The sequence below is a fragment of the Stenotrophomonas sp. STEN008 genome (assembly GCF_056760435.1).
In genome coordinates this window covers 1-18269 of record NZ_JBRRET010000046.1, presented here as the reverse complement: position 1 = coordinate 18269, position 18269 = coordinate 1, and the positions used below count along the sequence as shown (strand labels likewise).

Sequence of the window (18269 nt, the reverse complement as noted above, 5' to 3'; positions counted from 1 at the left end):
GCCTTCTTCATACAGCTTCCTCGAGAATGATATCGGCGATGCGCTCGGCGGCATCGACCTTGGCCAGGGCACGCGCGGCTTGCGCCATCTGCATGCGGCGGCCGGGATTTTCGGACAGATCGCGCAGCAGTGCGGCAATGCCGTCTGCCAGCGTTCCGTCCTGCTTCAGCAAAACCGCCGCGCCGCGCTCGACCAGATACTCCGCGTTGCGGGTCTGGTGATCGTCGACGGCGGCGGGGAATGGCACCAGCACGCTGCCGACACCGACCGCGCACAGCTCGGCCAGGGTGGATGCCCCGGCACGGCACACGACCAGGTCGGCCCACGCGAATGCCTCGGCCATGTCCGCGATGAACGGCGTGATCTGCGCCTGCACGCCCGCCTTGGCATAGGCCTCGACCGCTTCGGCGTGCAGCTTCTCGCCGCTCTGATGGCGCACCTGCACCGGCACTTCCGCACCGAGCGCTGCGATGGCCTGCGGCACGCCGCTGTTGAGTGCGCGCGCACCCTGGCTGCCACCCACCACCAGCACGCGCAACGGACCGTGGCGATCGGCGAAACGCTGTTCCGGCGGCGCGATCGCGGCGATCTCCGCGCGCACTGGATTGCCCACCGCTTCTTCACCCTTGGCGAAGGTGCCCGGGAACCCGGTCAGCAGGCGGCGCGAGTAGCGCGACAGGATGCGGTTGGTCATGCCGGGTGCGCGGTTCTGTTCGTGCACCAGCAGTGGCAGCCCATGCAGGCGGGTGGCCATGCCACCGGGTCCCGAGGCGAATCCGCCGAAGGCAATCACCGCACGCGGCTGGCGACGGCGGATGATCATGCCGGCCGCACGCAACGCGCGCATCAGCCGCCACGGTGCGCCCAGCAGTGCCAGCTTGCCCTTGCCACGCAGGCCGGTGATGGACAGCGTGTCAATCGGAATGTCGTGCTGCGGCACCAACCGGGTTTCCATCGCGCCTTCGGCGCCCATCCAGGTGACCGGCACGCCACGCTCGCGCAGCACGCGGGCCACGGCCAGCCCTGGGAAGATATGCCCGCCGGTACCACCGGCCAGGATCATCACCGGGCGAACGTTGTGGTCGGCAGCGCTCATCCGAGCCTCCCGAAAGTCGGTTCGACGCGGGACTGCAGGCGGCTGGTGCCACGCACGGCAGGGCCCGCGCCGGCAGGCGCGTCCGCGCCCATCGGCAGCGACCCCGCGGACGGGGCGGACGGCTCTTCGGCCGGTGCGGTGGCAGCATCGTCGCCGCCGCCGATGCGCACGGCCTGGCGGCGCTCGGCACGCTTCAGCTCGTAGGACACGCGCAGCAGCAGGCCCATCGCCACGCACGTCATCAGGACCGACGAACCACCCGAGGAGATCAGCGGCAGGGTCAGGCCCTTGGTCGGCAGGATGCCCAGGTTCACGCCGATCGAAACGAAGGTCTGCATGCTGATCCACAGGCCGATGCCGAAGGCGATGTAGCCGGAGAAGTGGCGCTTCATTTCCACGCAGCGCATGCCCAGCCAGAAGGTGCGGCCGACCAGCAGCGCGAACAGGGCGATGATGACGCAGGTGCCCATGAAGCCGAATTCCTCGGCGGTCACCGAGAAGATGAAGTCGGTATGTGCTTCGGGCAGGTAGTACAGCTTCTGTACCGAATTGCCGAGGCCGACGCCGGTCCACTCGCCGCGCCCCACCGCCATCAGCGCGTTGGACAGCTGGTAGCCGTCGCCCTGCTGGTCGGCCCACGGGTCCAGGAACGAGGTGATGCGGCGCATGCGGTACGGCTCGATGATCGCCAGCGCGCTCATGCCGACCAGGCCGATGATCACCGGCATCGACATGCGCGGCATGTTGACTCCGCCCAGCACCAGCATGCCGGCCGTGATCGCCAGCAGCAGGGTCGACGAACCGAAGTCGGGCTGCAGCAGCAGCAGCACCACCAGCGCACCGGCCACGCCCAGCGGCTTGAGCATCGCCGGCCAGGTCGCGTTGACCTCGTCGCGGAAGCGCACCAGGTAGCTGGACAGCCAGACGATGTACAGCACCTTCACCGCTTCCACGGTCTGGAACTTGGAGACCCCCAGGTTGATCCAGCGGCGGGCACCATTGACGCTGCTGCCCAGACCGGGAATGAACACCACCAGCAGCAGTGCGAAGCAGCCCAGCAGCAGCACCTGGTTGTACTGCTCGATGGACTTCAGCTCGGTACGCGCGGCAATGGCCGCCAGCACGATGCCGATCGCCAGGAACACCAGGTGGCGGTTGAGGTAGTAGAACGGGCTGCTCATCAACGCGATCGAGCTCGACGCCACCATCACCACGCCCAGCCCGGTGAGCGCGAGCATCGCACCCAGCAGCCACTTGTCGTAGCTGCCTTCGATGGCTTCGAGGCGTGTTGCCTGGCGGGACAGGTCGTTCATCGTCAGCGCACCTTCAACGTGGCCAGGCCGATCAGCACGAGCACGACGGAGATGATCCAGAAGCGCACGATCACCCGCGGCTCCGGCCAGCCCTTCAGTTCGAAATGGTGGTGGATCGGCGCCATGCGGAACACGCGCTTGCCGGTCAGCTTGAACGAGGCGACCTGGATCATCACCGACAGGGTCTCGATGACGAATACGCCGCCCATGATCACCAGCACCAGTTCCTGGCGGGTGATCACCGCGATCGTGCCCAGCACCGCGCCCAGCGCCAGCGCGCCGATGTCGCCCATGAAGACCATCGCCGGATAGGTGTTGAACCACAGGAAGCCCAGCCCGGCGCCCGCGATGGCGGCGCAGATGATGACCAGCTCACCGGCACCGGGAATCTGCGGGATCTGCAGGTAGTTGGCGAACACCACGTTGCCGGAGGCGTAGGCGAACACGCCCAGCGCGCAGGCGACCAGCACGGTGGGCATGATCGCCAGGCCGTCCAGGCCATCGGTCAGGTTGACCGCGTTGGAGAAGCCGACGATCCAGAAGTAGGCGATGGTCACGAAGCCGATTCCGGCCAGCGGCAGCGCCACCGACTTGAACATCGGAATGTAGAAGGTCAGTGCGGCAGGTACATCGGCGGTATAGAACAGGAACAGGCCGGCGGCCAGTCCGAAGATCGACTGCAGCAGGTACTTCCAGCGCGACTTCAAGCCGTTCGGGTCGCGGCGGACGATCTTGATCCAGTCGTCGTACCAGCCGATCGCGCCGAAGCACAGCATCACCGCCAGCACCAGCCAGACGTAGCGGTTGCGCAGGTCGGCCCACATCAGCACCGACAGGGTGACGGTCAGCAGGATCAGCGAACCGCCCATGGTCGGCGTGCCGGCCTTGGAGAAATGGGTCTGCGGGCCGTCCTTGCGGATCGGCTGGCCGCCCTTGAACTGGGCAAGCTTGCGGATCATCGCCGGGCCGAGCCACAGCGACAGGAACAGGGCCGTCAACGCGGCAAGGATGGCGCGGAACGTCTGGTAGTTGAACAGCCCGAACAGGCTCTCCAACTGCTGCAACCATCGAGCCAGTTCATACAACATGCGGGGATTCCTCTCCTTGCGCCAGCAGCGCTTTGACGATCGTGTCCATGGCGCTGCCACGGGAACCCTTGACCAGGCAGCGCACGCCGGCGTGCAGCTCGTCCTTCAACGCCTGCGACAGCGCGTCATGGGTGGCGAATTGGCGGCCGCCTTCGCCGAACGCGGCGGCGGCGGCGGCACTGAGCGGACCGAGCGCATACAGGCGCTTCAGCCCTGCGGCGCGCGCGCGGACGCCGGCCTGCGCGTGCAGCGACTGCGCATCCGGGCCAAGCTCACGCATGTCACCCAGCACCAGCCAGCCCTCTTCCGGGGCGGCCGCCAGCGCATCGATGGCGGCGGCCAGCGAACCGGGATTGGCGTTGTAGCTGTCGTCCACCAGCACCGCACCATTGCGCAGCTGGTGGGCGATCTGGCGTCCGGGCACCGGCTGTGCGTCGGCCAGGCCGGCGGCGACCCATGCCAGGTCGATGCCGGCAGCCAGCGCCAGGCTGGCGGCAGCAAGCGCATTGCTGACGTTGTGGCGGCCCGGCAGGCCCAGCACCACGCGTGCTTCGCCCATCGGCGAGACCAGCGTGAACTGGCTGCCCTGCGCACCGGCGCGGATGTCACGCGCGGTGATGTCGGCAGTGTGTTCCAGGCCGTAACGCAGCACGCGGCAGCGCGGCGGAACGCCGACGAAGTGCTGCTCGAACCAGCGTCCGTAGGCATCATCGGCATTGATCACCGCCACGCCGTCGGCCGGCAGTGCGGCGTAGATGGCGCCCTTGGTGGTGGCCACGCCGAGCAGACTGCCCATCCGCTCGAGATGCGCAGGCGCGATGTTGTTGACCAGCGCATAGCGCGGGCGGGCGATATCGGTCAGGTAGGCGATGTCGCCCGGCTTGCCGGCGCCCATCTCGTAGACGGCGTAGTCGGCATCTTCCGGCGCATCGATCACCGCCAGTGGCAGGCCGATCTCGTTGTTGCGGTTGCCCGGGTTGGCATAGACCACCTTGTGCGCGTGCTGTGCCACCTGGTGCAGGATGGCCAGCAGCAGGCTCTTCACGCTGGTCTTGCCGTTGCTGCCGGTGATCGCGAAGACCTCGGTGCTGCGGTCGCGCTGCATGCCCGTGGCGATCTTCGCCAGCGCCAGTTCGCTGTCGGCGACCAGCACCTGCGGCAGCTCGACCGGCAGCAGGCGCTCGACCAGCAGCGCGCTGGCGCCACGGGCCTGCGCGTCGGCGGCGAAGTCATGGCCATCGAAGCGCTCGCCACGCAGGGCCACGTACAGGCTGCCCGGGCCAAGACTGCGGGTATCGTTGCTGATGGCATCGATGGCGACATCGTCGCCGTGAATCTCGCCGCCAGCCCAGTGCGCGATCAGCGACAGCAGGGTGCGCTTCATCGTGCACCCTCCGCCGCCAGCACACCGGCCTTGGCAGCCAGTGCAGCGGCCGCCACTTCGGTGTCGTCGAAGTCGTGGCGTATGCCCTTGATCTCCTGGTAGGGCTCATGGCCCTTGCCGGCGATCAGGATGATGTCGCCGGCACCGGCGCGCTTCACGGCCAGGCCGATCGCGCGCGCACGGTTGCGCTGCACCGTCACCGCGCCGGCATCGGTGAATCCCGCAAGGATGTCGGCGACGATGCGGTCACCGTCCTCGCCGCGCGGGTTGTCATCGGTGACGATGACCTGGTTGGCCAGCCGCTCGGCGATGGCCGCCATCTGCGGGCGCTTGCCGGTGTCACGTTCGCCGCCACAGCCGAACACACAGAACAGCGTGCCCTGCAGATGCCCGTGCAGGCTGTCCAGTGCCTGTTCCAGTGCATCCGGCGTGTGCGCGTAGTCGATGACCACGGTCGGCAGGCCCTGCTCGCCGCCAAGGCGGTTCATGCGGCCGCGGATCGGCTGCAGCGCTGACAGCACCTCGGCGATACGCGGCAGTGACTGGCCCTGCGCGTGCAGGGTGCCTGCCACGGCCAGCAGGTTGTCGACGTTGAAGCGGCCCAGCAGCGGCGATCGGACAGCTGCGCGCTGGCCTTCGATCACCAGGTCGAAGGCGATGCCACGGCCATCAAGCTGCAGCGCGTCGGCGAGCACGACGGCGCCGTCGGTACCGCGCGAGCTCAGGCCGATCGGCAGCACGCCGGCCGGCAGGTCGGCGAACAGCTGGCGACCGAACGCGTCGTCGAGGTTGATCACCGCGGCCTTCAGGCCAGGACGATGGAACAGGCGGGCCTTGGCCGCGCCGTAGCTGGCCATGTCGCCGTGGTAATCGAGATGGTCGCGGGTGAGGTTGGTGAACACGGCCACGTCGTAATGCACGGCATCGACGCGGCCCTGGTCCAGCGCATGTGAACTGACTTCCATCGCCACCGCACGCGCACCCTGGTCGCGCAGCTGCGCCAGCAGGGCATGCATCTGCAGCACCAGCGGCGTGGTGAAGCCGGTCGGCTCGACCGCGCCGTAAAGTCCAGCACCCAGCGTGCCGATACTGCCACTGGGCGTTCCCAGCAGATGCCAGGCCTGGGCCAGCAGCTGCACGGTGGACGTTTTGCCGTTGGTACCGGTGACACCCACCATCGCCATTGCCCGCGACGGTGCACCGTGGAACTGGTCAGCCATTGCGCCCATGCGTGCGCGCAGGCCCGGCACCGCGATGGCATCAGCCGGTGCGGGCAGATCGTCCGGTGCCGGTGGCTCGAACAGGATCGCGCCGGCGCCCGCCGCGCGCGCCTGATCGACGAAGCCCAGGCCATGTGCGCCGAAGCCGGCGATGGCCACGAAGGCATTGCCGGGGCGTACGGCACGGCTGTCCAGCACCAGGCCGGTCAGAACGGGATCATGGCCCGCCAGGGCCACGTCCGGAAGCAACTGCGAAAGCAACATCGAAGGGCTCATTGCGTGCCTCCCGTGGCGGGCGGCGTCTGGACCTGCGCGCTGGGCAGCGCGGCATCGAATTCGGCGGCGGCATCAACCGGCAACGCGGTCTCGGCCGGCGGGGCCGGCAGGATCGAGGCCGAGTGCCCCATCTTTCCGGACTGCTGCGCGGCCAGCCACGACTGCAGGTCGTCCAGCGGCACATCCATCAGGCGCAGAGTGCCTTCCATCACGTTGTGATAGACCGGCGCCGACACCAGGCCGCCGTAGAACTTGCCGGCCTGCGGATCATTGATGACGATGACAGTGGCGAAGCGCGGGTTGGTGGCGGGCACCACGCCGGCGAACAGCGCGTTGTAGTGACCGCGCTCGTAGCCGCCGGGGCCGGCCTTGCGCGCAGTACCAGTCTTGCCGGCGACGTGGTAGCCCAGGACCGCCGCCTGCTTGGCGCCGCCCTGGGTGACCACCGTTTCCATCATCGCCACCACCTGCTTGGCGACGTTCTCGTCGATGATCTGCTGGCCTTCGTTGCGCTGCCCCTTGACGAAGGTCGGTGCAATCAGGCGACCACCGTTGGCCAGCGCCGAGTACGCGGTGGCGATCTGCAACGGCGTGACCGACAGGCCGTAGCCATAGGACATGGTGGTCTTGGTGGTTCCCGACCAACGGCCCGGACGCATCACCACACCTCCGGACTCACCCGGGAAACCGCTGTGCGGTACCGAGCCGTAGCCGAAGCGCCGCACACCGTCATAGAAGGTCTGGTCAGGCATCTTCGCCGCGACCTTGGCGGCACCAACGTTGGAGCTGCGGGTGATTACGCCGGTTACGTTCAGTACCCCGTTGTTGCGCGGCACGTCGCGGATGGTGAAGCGGCCCAGGGTCATGTAACCCGGATTGGTGTCGACGATGGTGTCCTTGGTCACCACGCCTGCCTGCAGCGCGGTGGCGATGGTCAACGGCTTCATCGTCGAGCCCGGTTCGACCAGATCGGTCACCGCGCGATTGCGACGCGAATCGGGCAACGCACCGGTCAGCGAGTTCGGGTTGTAGGTCGGCAGGTTGACCATGGCCAGGATCTCGCCGGTGGTCACGTCCATGATGACCATCGAACCGCCGGCCGCCTTGTTGGCCACCAGCGCATTGCGCAGTTCCTTGAAGGCCAGGTACTGGATGCGGCGATCGATGCTGAGGGTCAGGTCCTTGCCCGGTTCGGCGGCACGCAGCAGATCGCTCTCGACGGTCTCGCCCTTGCGGTTGCGGATCACCCGCTTCGCGCCCGGCTTGCCGCGCAGCCATTCGTCGAACGCCAGTTCCAGGCCTTCCTGGCCGCGGTCGTCGATGTTGGTGAAACCCAGCACATGCGCCATCGCTTCGCCCTGCGGGTAGAAGCGGCGGAACTCGCGCTGCGCGGCCACGCCTGGAATCTTCAGCGCGACCACCTTTTCTGCCTCGTCCGGATTGATCCGGCGACGCAGGTACATGAATTCCTTGTCCGACTTCTGCGACAGGCGGCTGCTCAGCTCGTCCACCGACATGCCCACGGCCTGCGCCAATTCCGGAATGCGGTCAGGCGCGCGCAGCAGGTCCTGCGGGTTCACCCAGATCGAGGCCACCGGGGTGGAGACCGCCAGCGGTTCGCCGTTGCGGTCGGTGATCATGCCGCGCGAGGTTTTGATCGGCAGCTCGCGCAGGTAGCGGGCCTCGCCCTGGCGCTGGTAGAAATCGCTGTTGATGATCTGCACGTAGGCCGCGCGGCCGACCAGCGACACCGAACACAGGCCAAGCGCCAGCGCCACCCAGCGCAGGCGCTGGCGCAGGTTGAAGGCGTTGCGTGGACGGTTGCGGCCGGTCTTGCTCATGGGCGCACCACCACTACGTCGGCGGCTTCGGGGAACTTCATGCCCAACTTCTCGCGGGCGATGCGGTCGACGCGGTTGGCTTCGGCCAGGGTGGCCTGTTCCAGCTGCAGGCGGCCGAACTCGATGTTCAGGTCATCGCGCGCACGCTCGGCGCGCGACAGCTCGATGAACGTCTGCCGGTGGCGGTGGCGCACGAACACCACGCCGATCGCCGAGGCCACGGTGGAGGCCAGCAGAATGATCAGCAGCAGGCGGCTCATGCGTCGGCCTCCCGCTTCTGGGCCACGCGCAGCACGGCGCTGCGCGCGCGCGGGTTGGCGGCCAGTTCGTCGTCCGTGGCCTTGATGGCCCCGCCGATCAGGTCCAGGGTCGGCACGAACGCGACCGCTTCAGGCAGGCGGCGGTTGGCAGGCGGCGCCTTGGCCAGACGGTTCATGTACTGCTTGACGATACGGTCTTCCAGCGAATGGAAGCTGATGACCGCCAGCCGGCCGCCGGGCTTGAGCCGTTCCACCGCCGCGTCGAGCCCGGCCTCCAGATCGGCCAGCTCGCGGTTGATGTGGATGCGGATGGCCTGGAAACTGCGGGTGGCCGGATGGATCTTGTCCTTGCCGCGGGGCATCACCGACGCGATCAGTTCGGCCAGTTCGGCGGTGCGGGAGAACGGCTGCTTCTCGCGGCGGGCAACGATGGCGCGGGCGATGCGCCGGCTCTGCCGCTCTTCGCCATAGGTCCACAGCACGTCGGCGATCTCGCGCTCTTCGACGCGGTTGATCCACTGCGCGGCACTTTCGCCGCTGTCCGGATCCATGCGCATGTCCAGCGGGCCGTCCTTGCCGAAGCTGAAACCACGTTCGGCCACGTCCAGCTGCGGCGAGGACACGCCGAGATCGAACAGCACGCCATCCAGGCCTTCGGCCGTCTCGTTCCACTGCAGCAGCTGGGCGAAGCTGCCACGGAAAATCGACACGCGCGGGTCCGGCGCGAAGTCGCGCTCGGCCACAGCGATGGCTTCCGGATCCTTGTCCATGACCAGCAGGCGTCCCTCCGGCCCCAACTGGGTGAGCACGCCACGTGCGTGACCGCCACGACCGAACGTGCCATCCAGATAACGTCCGTTTTCGATCACCCTCAGGCCGTCCAGGACCTGGGTGTACAGGACCGGCAGGTGCACCGCCGGCGACTGCGACACCGGAAGGTGACCGGCCTGCGCTTCTGGGCGCATCCGGGCACCCCGGCTCACAACTTCAGGTCGAGCAACCCATCGCCCAGATCCTCGTCAGACAACGTCTGCTGGATCAGGGCACGATGCGCCTGCTCGCTCCACAATTCGAACTTGTCGCCCATACCGAGCAATACCGCCTTCTTTTCTATGCCCACCGCACCGCGGTGGCTGGCGGGAATGCTGATACGACCGTTGCCGTCCAGCTCCAGGTGGGCGGCCGAGCCGACCAGCTTCTGCTGCAACAGGCGCACGACGCGCTGGGTATTGGGCTTGGACATGACATCGTCGCGGACCCGTTCCCATTCGGACTCGGCATAAAGCCACAGGCAGCCAGCTTCGAACGGGTTGTAGGTCAACACGAGACGGTTGTTGCTGGCGCGCGCGACGAGGTCGCGGTAAGCGGTGGGAACCGCCATGCGCCCCTTGTCGTCAACTGTGATGGCCGTCTCGCCCTGAAACACGACGCCTGCACCTTGTCCTTCGCCCGGTGAAACATTGAACCACGAAAACCCACAAAACACCCGGATTTCCCTCTGATGCCCACCTTAGCAGCGAGCGAAGGGTTGTCAACAACTTTTCCGCAGGGAAATCGCCAGCCACATCAATGGCTTGCAGCAACCTTTAGAGAATTGTTCAAGGCTTATCCACAAGTTGCTGATCCGTCTCAATTTTTGAGATTGAACGGAAGTTCAGGCCTGTGCAGGGGGCGTGAAACATCGCCCCCGCATTCATCGGGAACTGGCTGAAAGCTGCGCCAGACTGCGCAAACCGGGCACAATGACGTCATGTGCCTGCTTGCTCTTGGCTGGATGCACCATCCGCGCTGGCGGCTGGTGATGACCGGCAACCGTGATGAGTTCCACGCCCGCCCCACTGCGGCGCTGGCCCGCTGGCAGGATGAGACCTCCGTCATCGGCGGGCGCGACCTCCGCTCCGGAGGAGGCTGGGCCGGCGTCGGTGCCGGCGGCCGGATGGCGGTGGTCACCAATGTGCGCGATCCGCTGGCCGCCCAGACCGGTCCCTCGCGTGGCGCGCTGGTGGCCGACTTCCTGCGTGGCCGCGACCCGGCCGCAGTGCATATCGACCGCTTGGCGGCCGTGGCCGGCGCCTACGCCCCGTTCAACCTGCTGCTGGCCGATAGCGACAGCCTGGAGTATCTGGGCAACCACCCTGCCGAACGGCAGCGCCTGGGGCCGGGCGTGCATGGCATGTCCAACGGTGCACTGGATGCCCCCTGGCCGAAGACACAGCGGCTGATGGCCGCGCTGACGGCCTGGCTGGAAGAAGACGGGGTCAGATCTCCTTCGCAAAGCGAAAGGGATCTGACCCCGGACCTGACCCCGCTATGGACCGCGCTGGCCGACGAACACCGGCCTGCCGACAGTGACCTGCCGGACACCGGCATCGGACTGGAACGCGAGCGCTGGTTGAGCCCGGCCTTCATCCGCGGCGACGACTACGGCACCCGTGCCAGCACCGTGCTGCTGATCGATGGTGATGGCCACGGGCAGATCCATGAACGCCGCTTCGGGCCGCAGGGCGTATTCGTCGCCGGAAGCCGCATCGACTTCTGAACGGCGGGCAGGATGCCGCCGGGCATGGCCCGGCGCTACACAGGTGAATGGAGGCGGAGCCGGCCGATAAGCCGGGTTCTGTCGTGGACAGTCATTCCTCTAGGCGTTACGTCACCGCAACGCTCAAGCAACCTACCCGGATCCAACGCGGGCCGCGCCAAAGGATCCCTATTTGGTCTTGCTCCAGGTGGGGTTTGCCGTGCCGGTCTGTTACCAGACTCGCGGTGCGCTCTTACCGCACCATTTCACCCTTACCGGCCTTCCGAAGAAGACGTAGGCGGTATCTTTCTGTTGCACTTTCCGTCGGCTTGCGCCGCCCAGGCGTTACCTGGCACCTTGCCCTGTGGAGCCCGGACTTTCCTCGGCACCCCGCAAGGGATGACGCGACTGTCTGGCCGGCTCCGCCAGCGCGCATTCTACCGTACGCGGGTGGTTCCTGCCCGGTGGCTGTTCGATGCCGCGCGACGCGCACGCCGGGCATGGCCCGGCGCTACCGGCCGTACAACGCCTTGCGCGGTGCGCCGGTCAGCTCGGCGGCCAGCTTGGCGGCGGTCGACGGCGGCAGGTGCTCGCTCAATGTGGCGTAGACGCGACGGCCATGGGCCAGCTGCGCTTCCTCGTCGTCGCCGGCCCCCTGCACCATCACCACGAACTCGCCCTTGCGCTGGTTCTCGTCGGCTTCGACCGTTGCCCGCAAGGCCGCCAGATCGCCATCCAGCACGGTCTCGAACAGCTTGGTCAGCTCCCGCGCCAGTACCGCAGGCCGCTCACCGCCGAAGATCGCCGCCATGTCCGCCAAGGACTCGGCGATCCGGTGCGAGGATTCGTAGAACACCATCGTGCGCACCTCCCCGGCGAGCGCCTGCAGCCGGTCGCGGCGCCCGCTGGCCTTGGCCGGCAGGAATCCCTCGAAACTGAAGCGATCGCTGGGCAGGCCGGCCACGCTGAGCGCGGCAATGGCGGCACAGGCACCCGGAACCGGGCTGACCCGGATGCCCGCCGCACGCGCGGCCCGTACCAGGCGGAAGCCGGGATCGCTGACCAGCGGCGTGCCGGCATCGCTGACCAGCGCCAGCGATTCGCCCGCCTGCAGGCGCGAGACCAGTCGCTGCGCCAGGGCGTCTTCGTTGTGCTCGTGCAGCGCCACCAGCGGCTGCTGGATGCCGAAATGGGACAACAGCTGGCCGCTGCGCCGCGTGTCTTCGGCACAGATCGCCGCTACCGAACGCAGCACCTCCTGTGCGCGCGGACTCAGATCGGCCAGGTTGCCGATCGGCGTGGCGACGACATACAGGGTGGGGACACTCATTTCAGCGGTACTCACGGGGCAAGGGTAGAATCCTAGCGTGTACCTGGCCAAGGCCGCTGCCCTCATCGCATGGACCCGATCATGAACAAGCCCGCCGCACGCATCTCCGCCCTTTCGTTGTCGCTGATGCTCCTGGCCGGCTGTGCCACCACCAGCTTCACCAGCGCGCCCGAATCGCCGGCCCAGAGCCAGGCGCTGGCGCTGATCGAACAGGGCAAGCCGCGCGACGCCGCGATGCAGCTGGAGGGCCTGGCGGCCACCCTGCGCGGCAGCGCGCGCAGCAATGCCCTGGCGGATGCAGCCTGGGCGTGGCACCTGGCCGGCGACAGCACCCGCGCGCGCAGCCTGTTGGGGCAGCTCAGCGCCCGCCAGCTGTCCGGTGCCAGCCTGCAGCGTTACCAGCTGACCGGCGCCGAGCTGGCACTGGCTGACAAGCAACCCGCACAGGCGCTGGCCCTGCTCAAGGACAATGGCGACAACGTCGCACCCGGCCTGCGCACGCGCTGGCTGCTCGCCCGTGCCCAGGCCCTGCAGGCCACTGGCGATGCCTTCGGCGCCGCCAGCGACCGCGCACGCGCGCAGGCCGGCCTCACCGGCAGCGCGCGCAACGAGAACCAGGCGGCCATTTCAGGCCTGCTCGGCACCCTCGACGATGCCACCCTGCGCAGCCGTGCCGCCGCGCTGCCGGCCAACGATCCGCTGTACAACTTCGCCGGCCGTGCGTTGATCGCCCGCGGCCTGCCGCTTCCGCGTCCGTTCGACCGCGACGGTGCCGCCCAGTTCGATACCAGCAAGCGCCCGCCGGCAATGAGCGATGGCTACCGCCCGCCGGCGAAGCTGGCCGTGCTGCTGCCACTCAGTGGCCGCCTTGCCACCGCGGCACAGCCGGTGCGCGATGGCCTGCTCGCCGCCTATTACGGCGAATCGCGCCGCCGCCCGGACATCAATTTCTTCGATACCGCCGGCACGCCGGCCGGTGCATTGGCTGCATACGACAAGGCAGTGGCCTCCGGTGCCGACTTCGTCGTCGGCCCGCTGGGCCGCGATGAAGTGGATGCGGTATACGGCCGCCAGCCGCTGCAGGTGCCGGTGCTGGCGCTGAACCGTGGCAAGGATTCACCGCCGGCCGGCAGCGCCGGCTTCTCGCTCGCCCCGGAAGACGACGGCATCGTCGCCGCCGAATACCTGCGTGGCCGTGAGCGCAATCGCGCCCTGGTCATCAGCAGCAGCGACGATACCGGCCGCCGCGCCGCCGCGGCCTTCTCCCAGCGTTTCACCCAGCGCGGTGGCCAGGTGGCCGCCACGGTATCGGTCGCTGAAGCGGTGGGCGATGTCGGCGCCCAGGTGCGCAATGCCGGCCAGGTCGACGCTGTGTTTCTCGCCGTGCGCGCTCCGCAGGCGCGGCTGCTCGCGCCGCAGCTGGCGCTGGCCGGTGTCGGCGGCGCCACCCGCGTCGGCACGTCCCAGCTGACCATCGGCAGCGGCAAGGTGGAGGAAGACGTGGCACTGGACGGCATCGTCTACCCGAATGAAGCCTGGAACGTGCGCAGTGTCTCCGGCCTGCCGTCGGCCAGCCAGGTCGCCAGCACGCTGCCCAGCGCGCGCGGTGCCGCCGGCCGCCTGTTCGCCTTCGGCGCCGACGCGTGGAAGATCAGCAGCTATCTGGACAAGCTGGCCAACGAAGGCGGCCTGGAAGGCGCCACCGGCACCCTGTTCCTCGATGGCAACGGCAACATCCTGCGCCAGCCGGCGTGGTCGACCTTCAGCGGCGGCCGGCCGATGCCGATCGTCGGTGGTCGCTGAGCGCACGCAGCGGGGCTCGGCGGTGGAAACCGCCGCCGAGCTGCACCTGCAACAGGCCGGGCTGCAGCCACGCGCGCGCAATGTCCGTTATCGAAGCGGTGAACTGGACCTGGTGATGGACGACGCCGGTACAGTGGTTTTCGTGGAGGTGCGGTACCGCGCGCGCAGCGACTTCGGCGGCGCTGCCGCCTCGGTCGACCCCCGCAAATGCCGGCGCCTGGTACAGGCCGCACAGTTGTACCTGCAGGCGCATCCTGCACTGGCCGATGCGCCCTGCCGCTTCGACGTGGTCGAGGCCAGCGGCGAACCGCCACAGCTGCACTGGCTGCGCGACGCATTCCGGCTGGACGACTGCTGATGCCCTCGATCATCACCCACGCTGCCGTGCCGATGCCCGGCGCAGAAGCCGCCTGTAAGGCCATCCACTCCGTACCGGTTGTTCCACGAGATCCAACATGAGCCCTGCCCTGCCCGCTGCCCTGGTTGCCGAACTGTCCGCCCTGCTGGGCACGGAGGGCTGGCGCATGGATGACACCGCGCTGGAGGCGAATGCGCAGGACAACTCATGGCGCCGGCAACGCCCCGCCGCCGTCGCGCTGCCGGCCGACACCGAACAGGTGCAGGCGCTGGTCCGCGCCTGCCGCGTGCACGGCGTGGCCCTGGTCGCGCGTGGCGCGGGCACCGGTACCACCGGGGCGGCGGTGCCCCTGCCGGGCAGCATCGTGCTGTCGTTCACCCGCATGGATCGCATCGTCGAGATCCGTGCCGGTGATCGCTGCGCGGTGGTGCAGCCTGGCGTGCTCAACGGCGCCCTGCAGCAGGCGCTGACACCGCATGGGCTGTTCTGGGCGCCGGACCCGTCCAGCGCGGAGATCTGCAGCGTCGGCGGCAACCTCGCCTGCAATGCCGGTGGCCCACGCGCGGTGAAGTACGGCACCAGCCGCGACAACGTACTGGGGCTGGTCGCAGTCACCGGCACCGGCGAGGTGATCCGCTGCGGTGGTGCCTATACCAAGGATGCAACCGGCTACGACCTGACCCACCTGCTGGTGGGTAGCGAGGGCACCCTGGCGCTGATCGTGGAAGCTACCTTGAAGCTGACGCCGCTGCCGGTCGCGCAGGCCGGACTGCGCGTGCTGTACCGCGATGCCTATGCCGCCGCCGCCGCGGTATCGCGGCTGATGTCGCAGCCGGTGGTACCCACCCGCCTGGAGTTCATGGACGCGCGCAGCCTGGAACTGCTGCGCCTCAATGGCGCCGACGTACCGGAGGCCGGCGCGATGCTGCTGGTCGAGGCCGATGGCGACCACGACACCCTGCCCTACCTGCTGCAGGCGCTGGCCAGCGCTGCCGAAGGCGACGGCATGATGGAACTGGACGCCGCGATGGAGGGCCGCGCACGCGACCAGCTGTGGGCGGCGCGCAAGGCACTGTCGCCCGCGCTGCGCAGCGTTGCGCCCGGCAAGATCAACGAAGACGTGGTGGTGCCGGTATCGCGCATTCCCGACCTGGTTGCCGGGGTACAGGCGCTGGCAGGCGAGTACAGCCTGACCATCGTCACCTTCGGCCATGCCGGCAACGGCAACCTGCACGTCAACATCCTGTACCACCCGGACGATGCCGACGAGAACGCGCGAGCGCATGCGGCGCTGCCGAAGATCTTCGCGCTGACGCTGGCGCTGGGCGGCACACTGTCCGGTGAACATGGCATTGGCCTGGCCAAGCGCGATTTCATGGCGCAGGCGTTCACTCCCGCCACGCTGGCGACCATGCGCGCGATCAAGGCCACGCTGGACCCGGATGGCATCCTCAACCCGGGCAAGGTGCTGCCACCTGCATGAGGCGCCGCCCTGTGCATGAACGCCGTCCGTGTCAGGACGGTAGCGCCGGGCCATGCCCGGCGTCTTCATTCGTCAGGCGAAGTGCTGATAACCACCGTCGGCCACTTCGCCATCCACGTGCACGCCCTGCCCTTCGGCGATGCGGCCAATGCGGGTGAGCGGCAGGTCCAGCGATTCGGCGAGGTAATGCAGTGCGTCGCGCTGATCGGCGGCCGCGGTGAAGCACAGTTCGTAGTCGTCTCCGCCCCGCAACGCGCAGTCGCGCGCGCCATCGCGGCCGAGCAGCTCACGCAGCGCGTGCGAGATCGGCAACGCATCGGTATCGACATGCGCTGCCACGTCACTGCGGCGGGCGATGTGGCCCAGATCGGCCAGCAGTCCGTCGGACACATCCACTGCCGCATGCGCGAAGGCACGCAGGCGCAGGCCGAGGGTGACGCGCGGCGTCGGCCGCAGCAGGCGCTGGCGCAGGCTTTCATAATCGACGAGCAACGTGGCCGTGGCCACGTTCAACGCACCCTGTTGCCACAGGCGCAGCGCACCTGCCGCATCCCCCAGCGTGCCACTGACCCAGATGTCATCGCCGGCCTGTGCACGGTCGCGGCGCAGGGCCTGACCACGGCCAACCTGGCCCATTGCGGTGACAGACAACGACAGCGGTCCGCGCGTGGTGTCACCCCCGATCAGCGCGACGTCATGCTGGTCGGCCAATGCGAAGAAGCCATCGGCGAATGCCTCGATCCAGTCTTCGGACGTTTCCGGCAATGACAGCGCCAAGGTGCACCAGGCCGGTCGCGCGCCCATCGACGCAAGATCGGACAGATTGACCGCCAGCGTCTTCCAGCCGATATCGAAGGCCGGCGTCTCCACCGGGAAGTGCACGCCACTGTTGAGTGTATCGGCGGTCACCACCAGCTGTTCATTCGCGCGCGGCTGCAGTAGCGCGGCATCGTCACCGATGCCGAGCAGCACGTCATCGCGCTCGGCGGTGCGGGCGCGGATACGGTCGATGAGGGCGAATTCGGCCAGGGACATGGGGCGTTCTGCTCTTATGTAGCAGCCGGGCCATGCGCGGCTGCAGTTCGATCACGCGCCACACTACCGGACGCAGCCTTGCCCTGCGCGGTGAGCCAGGCAGGGCACGGCTCTACAGCGATCGGGTCAGTGGCCCGATTCGACCTTGCGCCATTCCACGGCGGCGCGGTCCAGCACACCGTTGACGTAGGTGTGGCCGTGTTCGGAGCCGAAGCGCTTCGCCGATTCGATGGCCTCGTTGATCACCACGCGGTACGGCACGTCCAGGCGGTAGCGCAGCTCGTACGCGGCCAGGCGCAGCACCGCGCGTTCGATGGCATCGACTTCCTCGATGCCACGGTCCAGATACGGGGCCAGCGCTTCGTCGATGTCGGTGCGGTTGTCGAGCACGCCGTGCATCAGCGCCTCGAAGTACGCCAGATCGGCGATCTCGCGGGCCTGCTCATGCGCGAACTGGGCGATCAGCGACTGTGCGTTGCCGCCGGAGATCTGCCACGCGTAGACGGCCTGCACGGCACGACGGCGCGCGCGCGAGCGCAGCACCGGATCAATGCCATCGCGGCGGACGGGTTTACCGGAGGGCTTGCCCTGGGTGTTCTTGTTCATGGCAGCTGCTCCAGAAGATTGACCATTTCCAATGCGGCGAGTGCGACTTCCTCGCCCTTGTTGCCGTGGCTGCCGCCGGCGCGGGCCTCGGCATCTTCCACGCGTTCCACCGCCAGCACGCCGTTCAGTACCGGCACGCCGAAATCCAGCTGCACGCGCATCAGGCCTTCGGCGCAGCGGTCGGCCACGTGTTCGTAATGACGGGTGTCGCCGCGGATCACACAGCCGAGGGTGAGGATGGCGGCGTGTTCATGGGCGGCGGCCAGGCGTGCGGCGACCAGCGGCAGTTCCCAGGCGCCCGGCACCCGGATCACGTCGATGTTGGCTTCGGTGATGCCGTTGCCGGCCAGGCTCTGGCGTGCGCCGGCCACCAGCGTATCGGTGATGCGGGCGTTCCAGCGGCTGGCCAGGATGGCAAAGCGCGCCGACTCGGGAGTGCGAAGATCGCCTTCGTAGTGGCTCATATGCGGCTTGGGGGACTCGATAAGGGGTAATTCTAGCGTGGATGGGCCCCGGCCGTGGTTGGCGGGGGCCTGGCATCCGCCGGGCATGGCCCGGCGCTACCGGGGGGGGGGGGCCCCCCCCGGCCGCCCCCCCCCCCGGGGGGCCCGGTGAGGGGGCCCCGGGGCGCCCCCACCCCGGGCCAGGCCGCCCCGGC

General features: G+C 68.3%; 17 protein-coding genes and 1 other RNA gene. 4 read left to right on the top strand and 14 right to left on the bottom strand.

Features of this window, described 5'->3' with window-relative positions:
- Window positions 1–7: 7 nt before the first annotated feature.
- The 9 genes from murG to mraZ are packed head-to-tail and all read right to left on the bottom strand — an operon-like array spanning window position 8 to window position 9904.
- Window positions 8–1096: an undecaprenyldiphospho-muramoylpentapeptide beta-N-acetylglucosaminyltransferase gene (gene murG, locus ACVOME_RS16660; protein ID WP_065175811.1), complete on the bottom strand. Its 1089-nt coding sequence runs from the start codon at window positions 1094–1096 to the stop codon at window positions 8–10.
- The gene (gene ftsW, locus ACVOME_RS16655; protein ID WP_065175812.1) at window positions 1093–2409 is read right to left on the bottom strand and encodes a putative lipid II flippase FtsW; all 1317 of its coding nucleotides are present in this window, start codon (window positions 2407–2409) and stop codon (window positions 1093–1095) included. The genes murG and ftsW overlap by 4 nt, the downstream gene beginning before the upstream one ends.
- Before the next feature lie 2 nt (window positions 2410–2411).
- Window positions 2412–3497, bottom strand: coding sequence for a phospho-N-acetylmuramoyl-pentapeptide-transferase (gene mraY, locus ACVOME_RS16650; protein WP_053516457.1), 1086 nt, complete (start codon window positions 3495–3497; stop codon window positions 2412–2414).
- Window positions 3487–4881 carry a UDP-N-acetylmuramoyl-tripeptide--D-alanyl-D-alanine ligase gene (locus ACVOME_RS16645; RefSeq protein ID WP_193396214.1) on the bottom strand — a complete coding sequence of 465 codons (1395 nt, stop codon included), beginning with the start codon at window positions 4879–4881 and terminating at the stop codon, window positions 3487–3489. Before ACVOME_RS16645 ends, mraY begins: the two co-directional genes overlap by 11 nt.
- Window positions 4878–6377, bottom strand: coding sequence for a UDP-N-acetylmuramoyl-L-alanyl-D-glutamate--2,6-diaminopimelate ligase (locus ACVOME_RS16640; RefSeq protein ID WP_481505301.1), 1500 nt, complete (start codon window positions 6375–6377; stop codon window positions 4878–4880). The genes ACVOME_RS16645 and ACVOME_RS16640 overlap by 4 nt, the downstream gene beginning before the upstream one ends.
- Window positions 6374–8218 (bottom strand): peptidoglycan D,D-transpeptidase FtsI family protein, encoded by a 1845-nt coding sequence (locus ACVOME_RS16635; RefSeq protein WP_065182805.1) that lies wholly within the window; start codon window positions 8216–8218, stop codon window positions 6374–6376. Before ACVOME_RS16635 ends, ACVOME_RS16640 begins: the two co-directional genes overlap by 4 nt.
- Window positions 8215–8478 carry a cell division protein FtsL gene (gene ftsL, locus ACVOME_RS16630; RefSeq protein ID WP_053516463.1) on the bottom strand — a complete coding sequence of 88 codons (264 nt, stop codon included), beginning with the start codon at window positions 8476–8478 and terminating at the stop codon, window positions 8215–8217. Before ftsL ends, ACVOME_RS16635 begins: the two co-directional genes overlap by 4 nt.
- Window positions 8475–9443, bottom strand: a complete 969-nt coding sequence (gene rsmH, locus ACVOME_RS16625; RefSeq protein WP_053516464.1) for a 16S rRNA (cytosine(1402)-N(4))-methyltransferase RsmH — start codon at window positions 9441–9443, stop codon at window positions 8475–8477. The genes ftsL and rsmH overlap by 4 nt, the downstream gene beginning before the upstream one ends.
- Before the next feature lie 14 nt (window positions 9444–9457).
- Window positions 9458–9904 (bottom strand): division/cell wall cluster transcriptional repressor MraZ, encoded by a 447-nt coding sequence (gene mraZ / locus ACVOME_RS16620; RefSeq protein WP_004143635.1) that lies wholly within the window; start codon window positions 9902–9904, stop codon window positions 9458–9460.
- A 324-nt stretch (window positions 9905–10228) separates the two neighbouring features.
- Here mraZ and ACVOME_RS16615 point away from each other — a divergent pair, with 324 nt between their 5' ends.
- Window positions 10229–11017, top strand: coding sequence for an NRDE family protein (locus ACVOME_RS16615; protein WP_065175816.1), 789 nt, complete (start codon window positions 10229–10231; stop codon window positions 11015–11017).
- A gap of 51 nt (window positions 11018–11068) precedes the next feature.
- On the opposite strand, the gene rnpB is transcribed toward ACVOME_RS16615, so the two are convergent.
- An RNA gene (gene rnpB, locus ACVOME_RS16610) (RNase P RNA component class A) lies at window positions 11069–11420 on the bottom strand.
- An 87-nt stretch (window positions 11421–11507) separates the two neighbouring features.
- Window positions 11508–12326, bottom strand: a complete 819-nt coding sequence (rsmI, locus tag ACVOME_RS16605) for a 16S rRNA (cytidine(1402)-2'-O)-methyltransferase (protein WP_065175817.1) — start codon at window positions 12324–12326, stop codon at window positions 11508–11510.
- Between the two features lie 81 nt (window positions 12327–12407).
- Here rsmI and ACVOME_RS16600 point away from each other — a divergent pair, with 81 nt between their 5' ends.
- The 3 genes from ACVOME_RS16600 (at window position 12408) to ACVOME_RS16590 (ending at window position 15970) form a co-directional block, all read left to right on the top strand.
- Window positions 12408–14129: a penicillin-binding protein activator gene (locus ACVOME_RS16600; protein ID WP_065175851.1), complete on the top strand. Its 1722-nt coding sequence runs from the start codon at window positions 12408–12410 to the stop codon at window positions 14127–14129.
- Entirely contained in the window at window positions 14119–14487 is a 369-nt protein-coding gene (locus ACVOME_RS16595) for a YraN family protein (RefSeq protein ID WP_065182806.1), read from the top strand. The genes ACVOME_RS16600 and ACVOME_RS16595 overlap by 11 nt, the downstream gene beginning before the upstream one ends.
- Window positions 14488–14584: 97 nt before the next feature.
- Window positions 14585–15970, top strand: a complete 1386-nt coding sequence (locus ACVOME_RS16590) for an FAD-binding oxidoreductase (RefSeq protein ID WP_481505300.1) — start codon at window positions 14585–14587, stop codon at window positions 15968–15970.
- Between the two features lie 72 nt (window positions 15971–16042).
- Here ACVOME_RS16590 and thiL read toward each other — a convergent pair whose 3' ends face one another.
- The 3 genes from thiL to ribH form a co-directional block, all read right to left on the bottom strand.
- On the bottom strand, window positions 16043–17005 hold the full coding sequence (thiL, locus tag ACVOME_RS16585; RefSeq protein WP_197600898.1) for a thiamine-phosphate kinase: 963 nt from the start codon (window positions 17003–17005) through the stop codon (window positions 16043–16045).
- Window positions 17006–17131: 126 nt separating this feature from the next.
- The gene (nusB, locus tag ACVOME_RS16580) at window positions 17132–17611 is read right to left on the bottom strand and encodes a transcription antitermination factor NusB (protein WP_128989124.1); all 480 of its coding nucleotides are present in this window, start codon (window positions 17609–17611) and stop codon (window positions 17132–17134) included.
- Window positions 17608–18075: a 6,7-dimethyl-8-ribityllumazine synthase gene (gene ribH / locus ACVOME_RS16575; protein ID WP_010481977.1), complete on the bottom strand. Its 468-nt coding sequence runs from the start codon at window positions 18073–18075 to the stop codon at window positions 17608–17610. Before ribH ends, nusB begins: the two co-directional genes overlap by 4 nt.
- Between the last annotated feature and the right edge of the window lie 194 nt (window positions 18076–18269).

Coding starts and splice junctions, on each gene's coding strand:
- murG (WP_065175811.1), bottom strand. CDS start 1,096: ATGAGCGCTGCCGACCACAACGTTCGCCCGGTGATGATCCTGGCCGGT.
- ftsW (WP_065175812.1), bottom strand. CDS start 2,409: ATGAACGACCTGTCCCGCCAGGCAACACGCCTCGAAGCCATCGAAGGC.
- mraY (WP_053516457.1), bottom strand. CDS start 3,497: ATGTTGTATGAACTGGCTCGATGGTTGCAGCAGTTGGAGAGCCTGTTC.
- ACVOME_RS16645 (WP_193396214.1), bottom strand. CDS start 4,881: ATGAAGCGCACCCTGCTGTCGCTGATCGCGCACTGGGCTGGCGGCGAG.
- ACVOME_RS16640 (WP_481505301.1), bottom strand. CDS start 6,377: ATGAGCCCTTCGATGTTGCTTTCGCAGTTGCTTCCGGACGTGGCCCTG.
- ACVOME_RS16635 (WP_065182805.1), bottom strand. CDS start 8,218: ATGAGCAAGACCGGCCGCAACCGTCCACGCAACGCCTTCAACCTGCGC.
- ftsL (WP_053516463.1), bottom strand. CDS start 8,478: ATGAGCCGCCTGCTGCTGATCATTCTGCTGGCCTCCACCGTGGCCTCG.
- rsmH (WP_053516464.1), bottom strand. CDS start 9,443: ATGCGCCCAGAAGCGCAGGCCGGTCACCTTCCGGTGTCGCAGTCGCCG.
- ACVOME_RS16615 (WP_065175816.1), top strand. CDS start 10,229: ATGTGCCTGCTTGCTCTTGGCTGGATGCACCATCCGCGCTGGCGGCTG.
- rsmI (WP_065175817.1), bottom strand. CDS start 12,326: ATGAGTGTCCCCACCCTGTATGTCGTCGCCACGCCGATCGGCAACCTG.
- ACVOME_RS16600 (WP_065175851.1), top strand. CDS start 12,408: ATGAACAAGCCCGCCGCACGCATCTCCGCCCTTTCGTTGTCGCTGATG.
- ACVOME_RS16590 (WP_481505300.1), top strand. CDS start 14,585: ATGAGCCCTGCCCTGCCCGCTGCCCTGGTTGCCGAACTGTCCGCCCTG.
- thiL (WP_197600898.1), bottom strand. CDS start 17,005: ATGTCCCTGGCCGAATTCGCCCTCATCGACCGTATCCGCGCCCGCACC.
- nusB (WP_128989124.1), bottom strand. CDS start 17,611: ATGAACAAGAACACCCAGGGCAAGCCCTCCGGTAAACCCGTCCGCCGC.
- ribH (WP_010481977.1), bottom strand. CDS start 18,075: ATGAGCCACTACGAAGGCGATCTTCGCACTCCCGAGTCGGCGCGCTTT.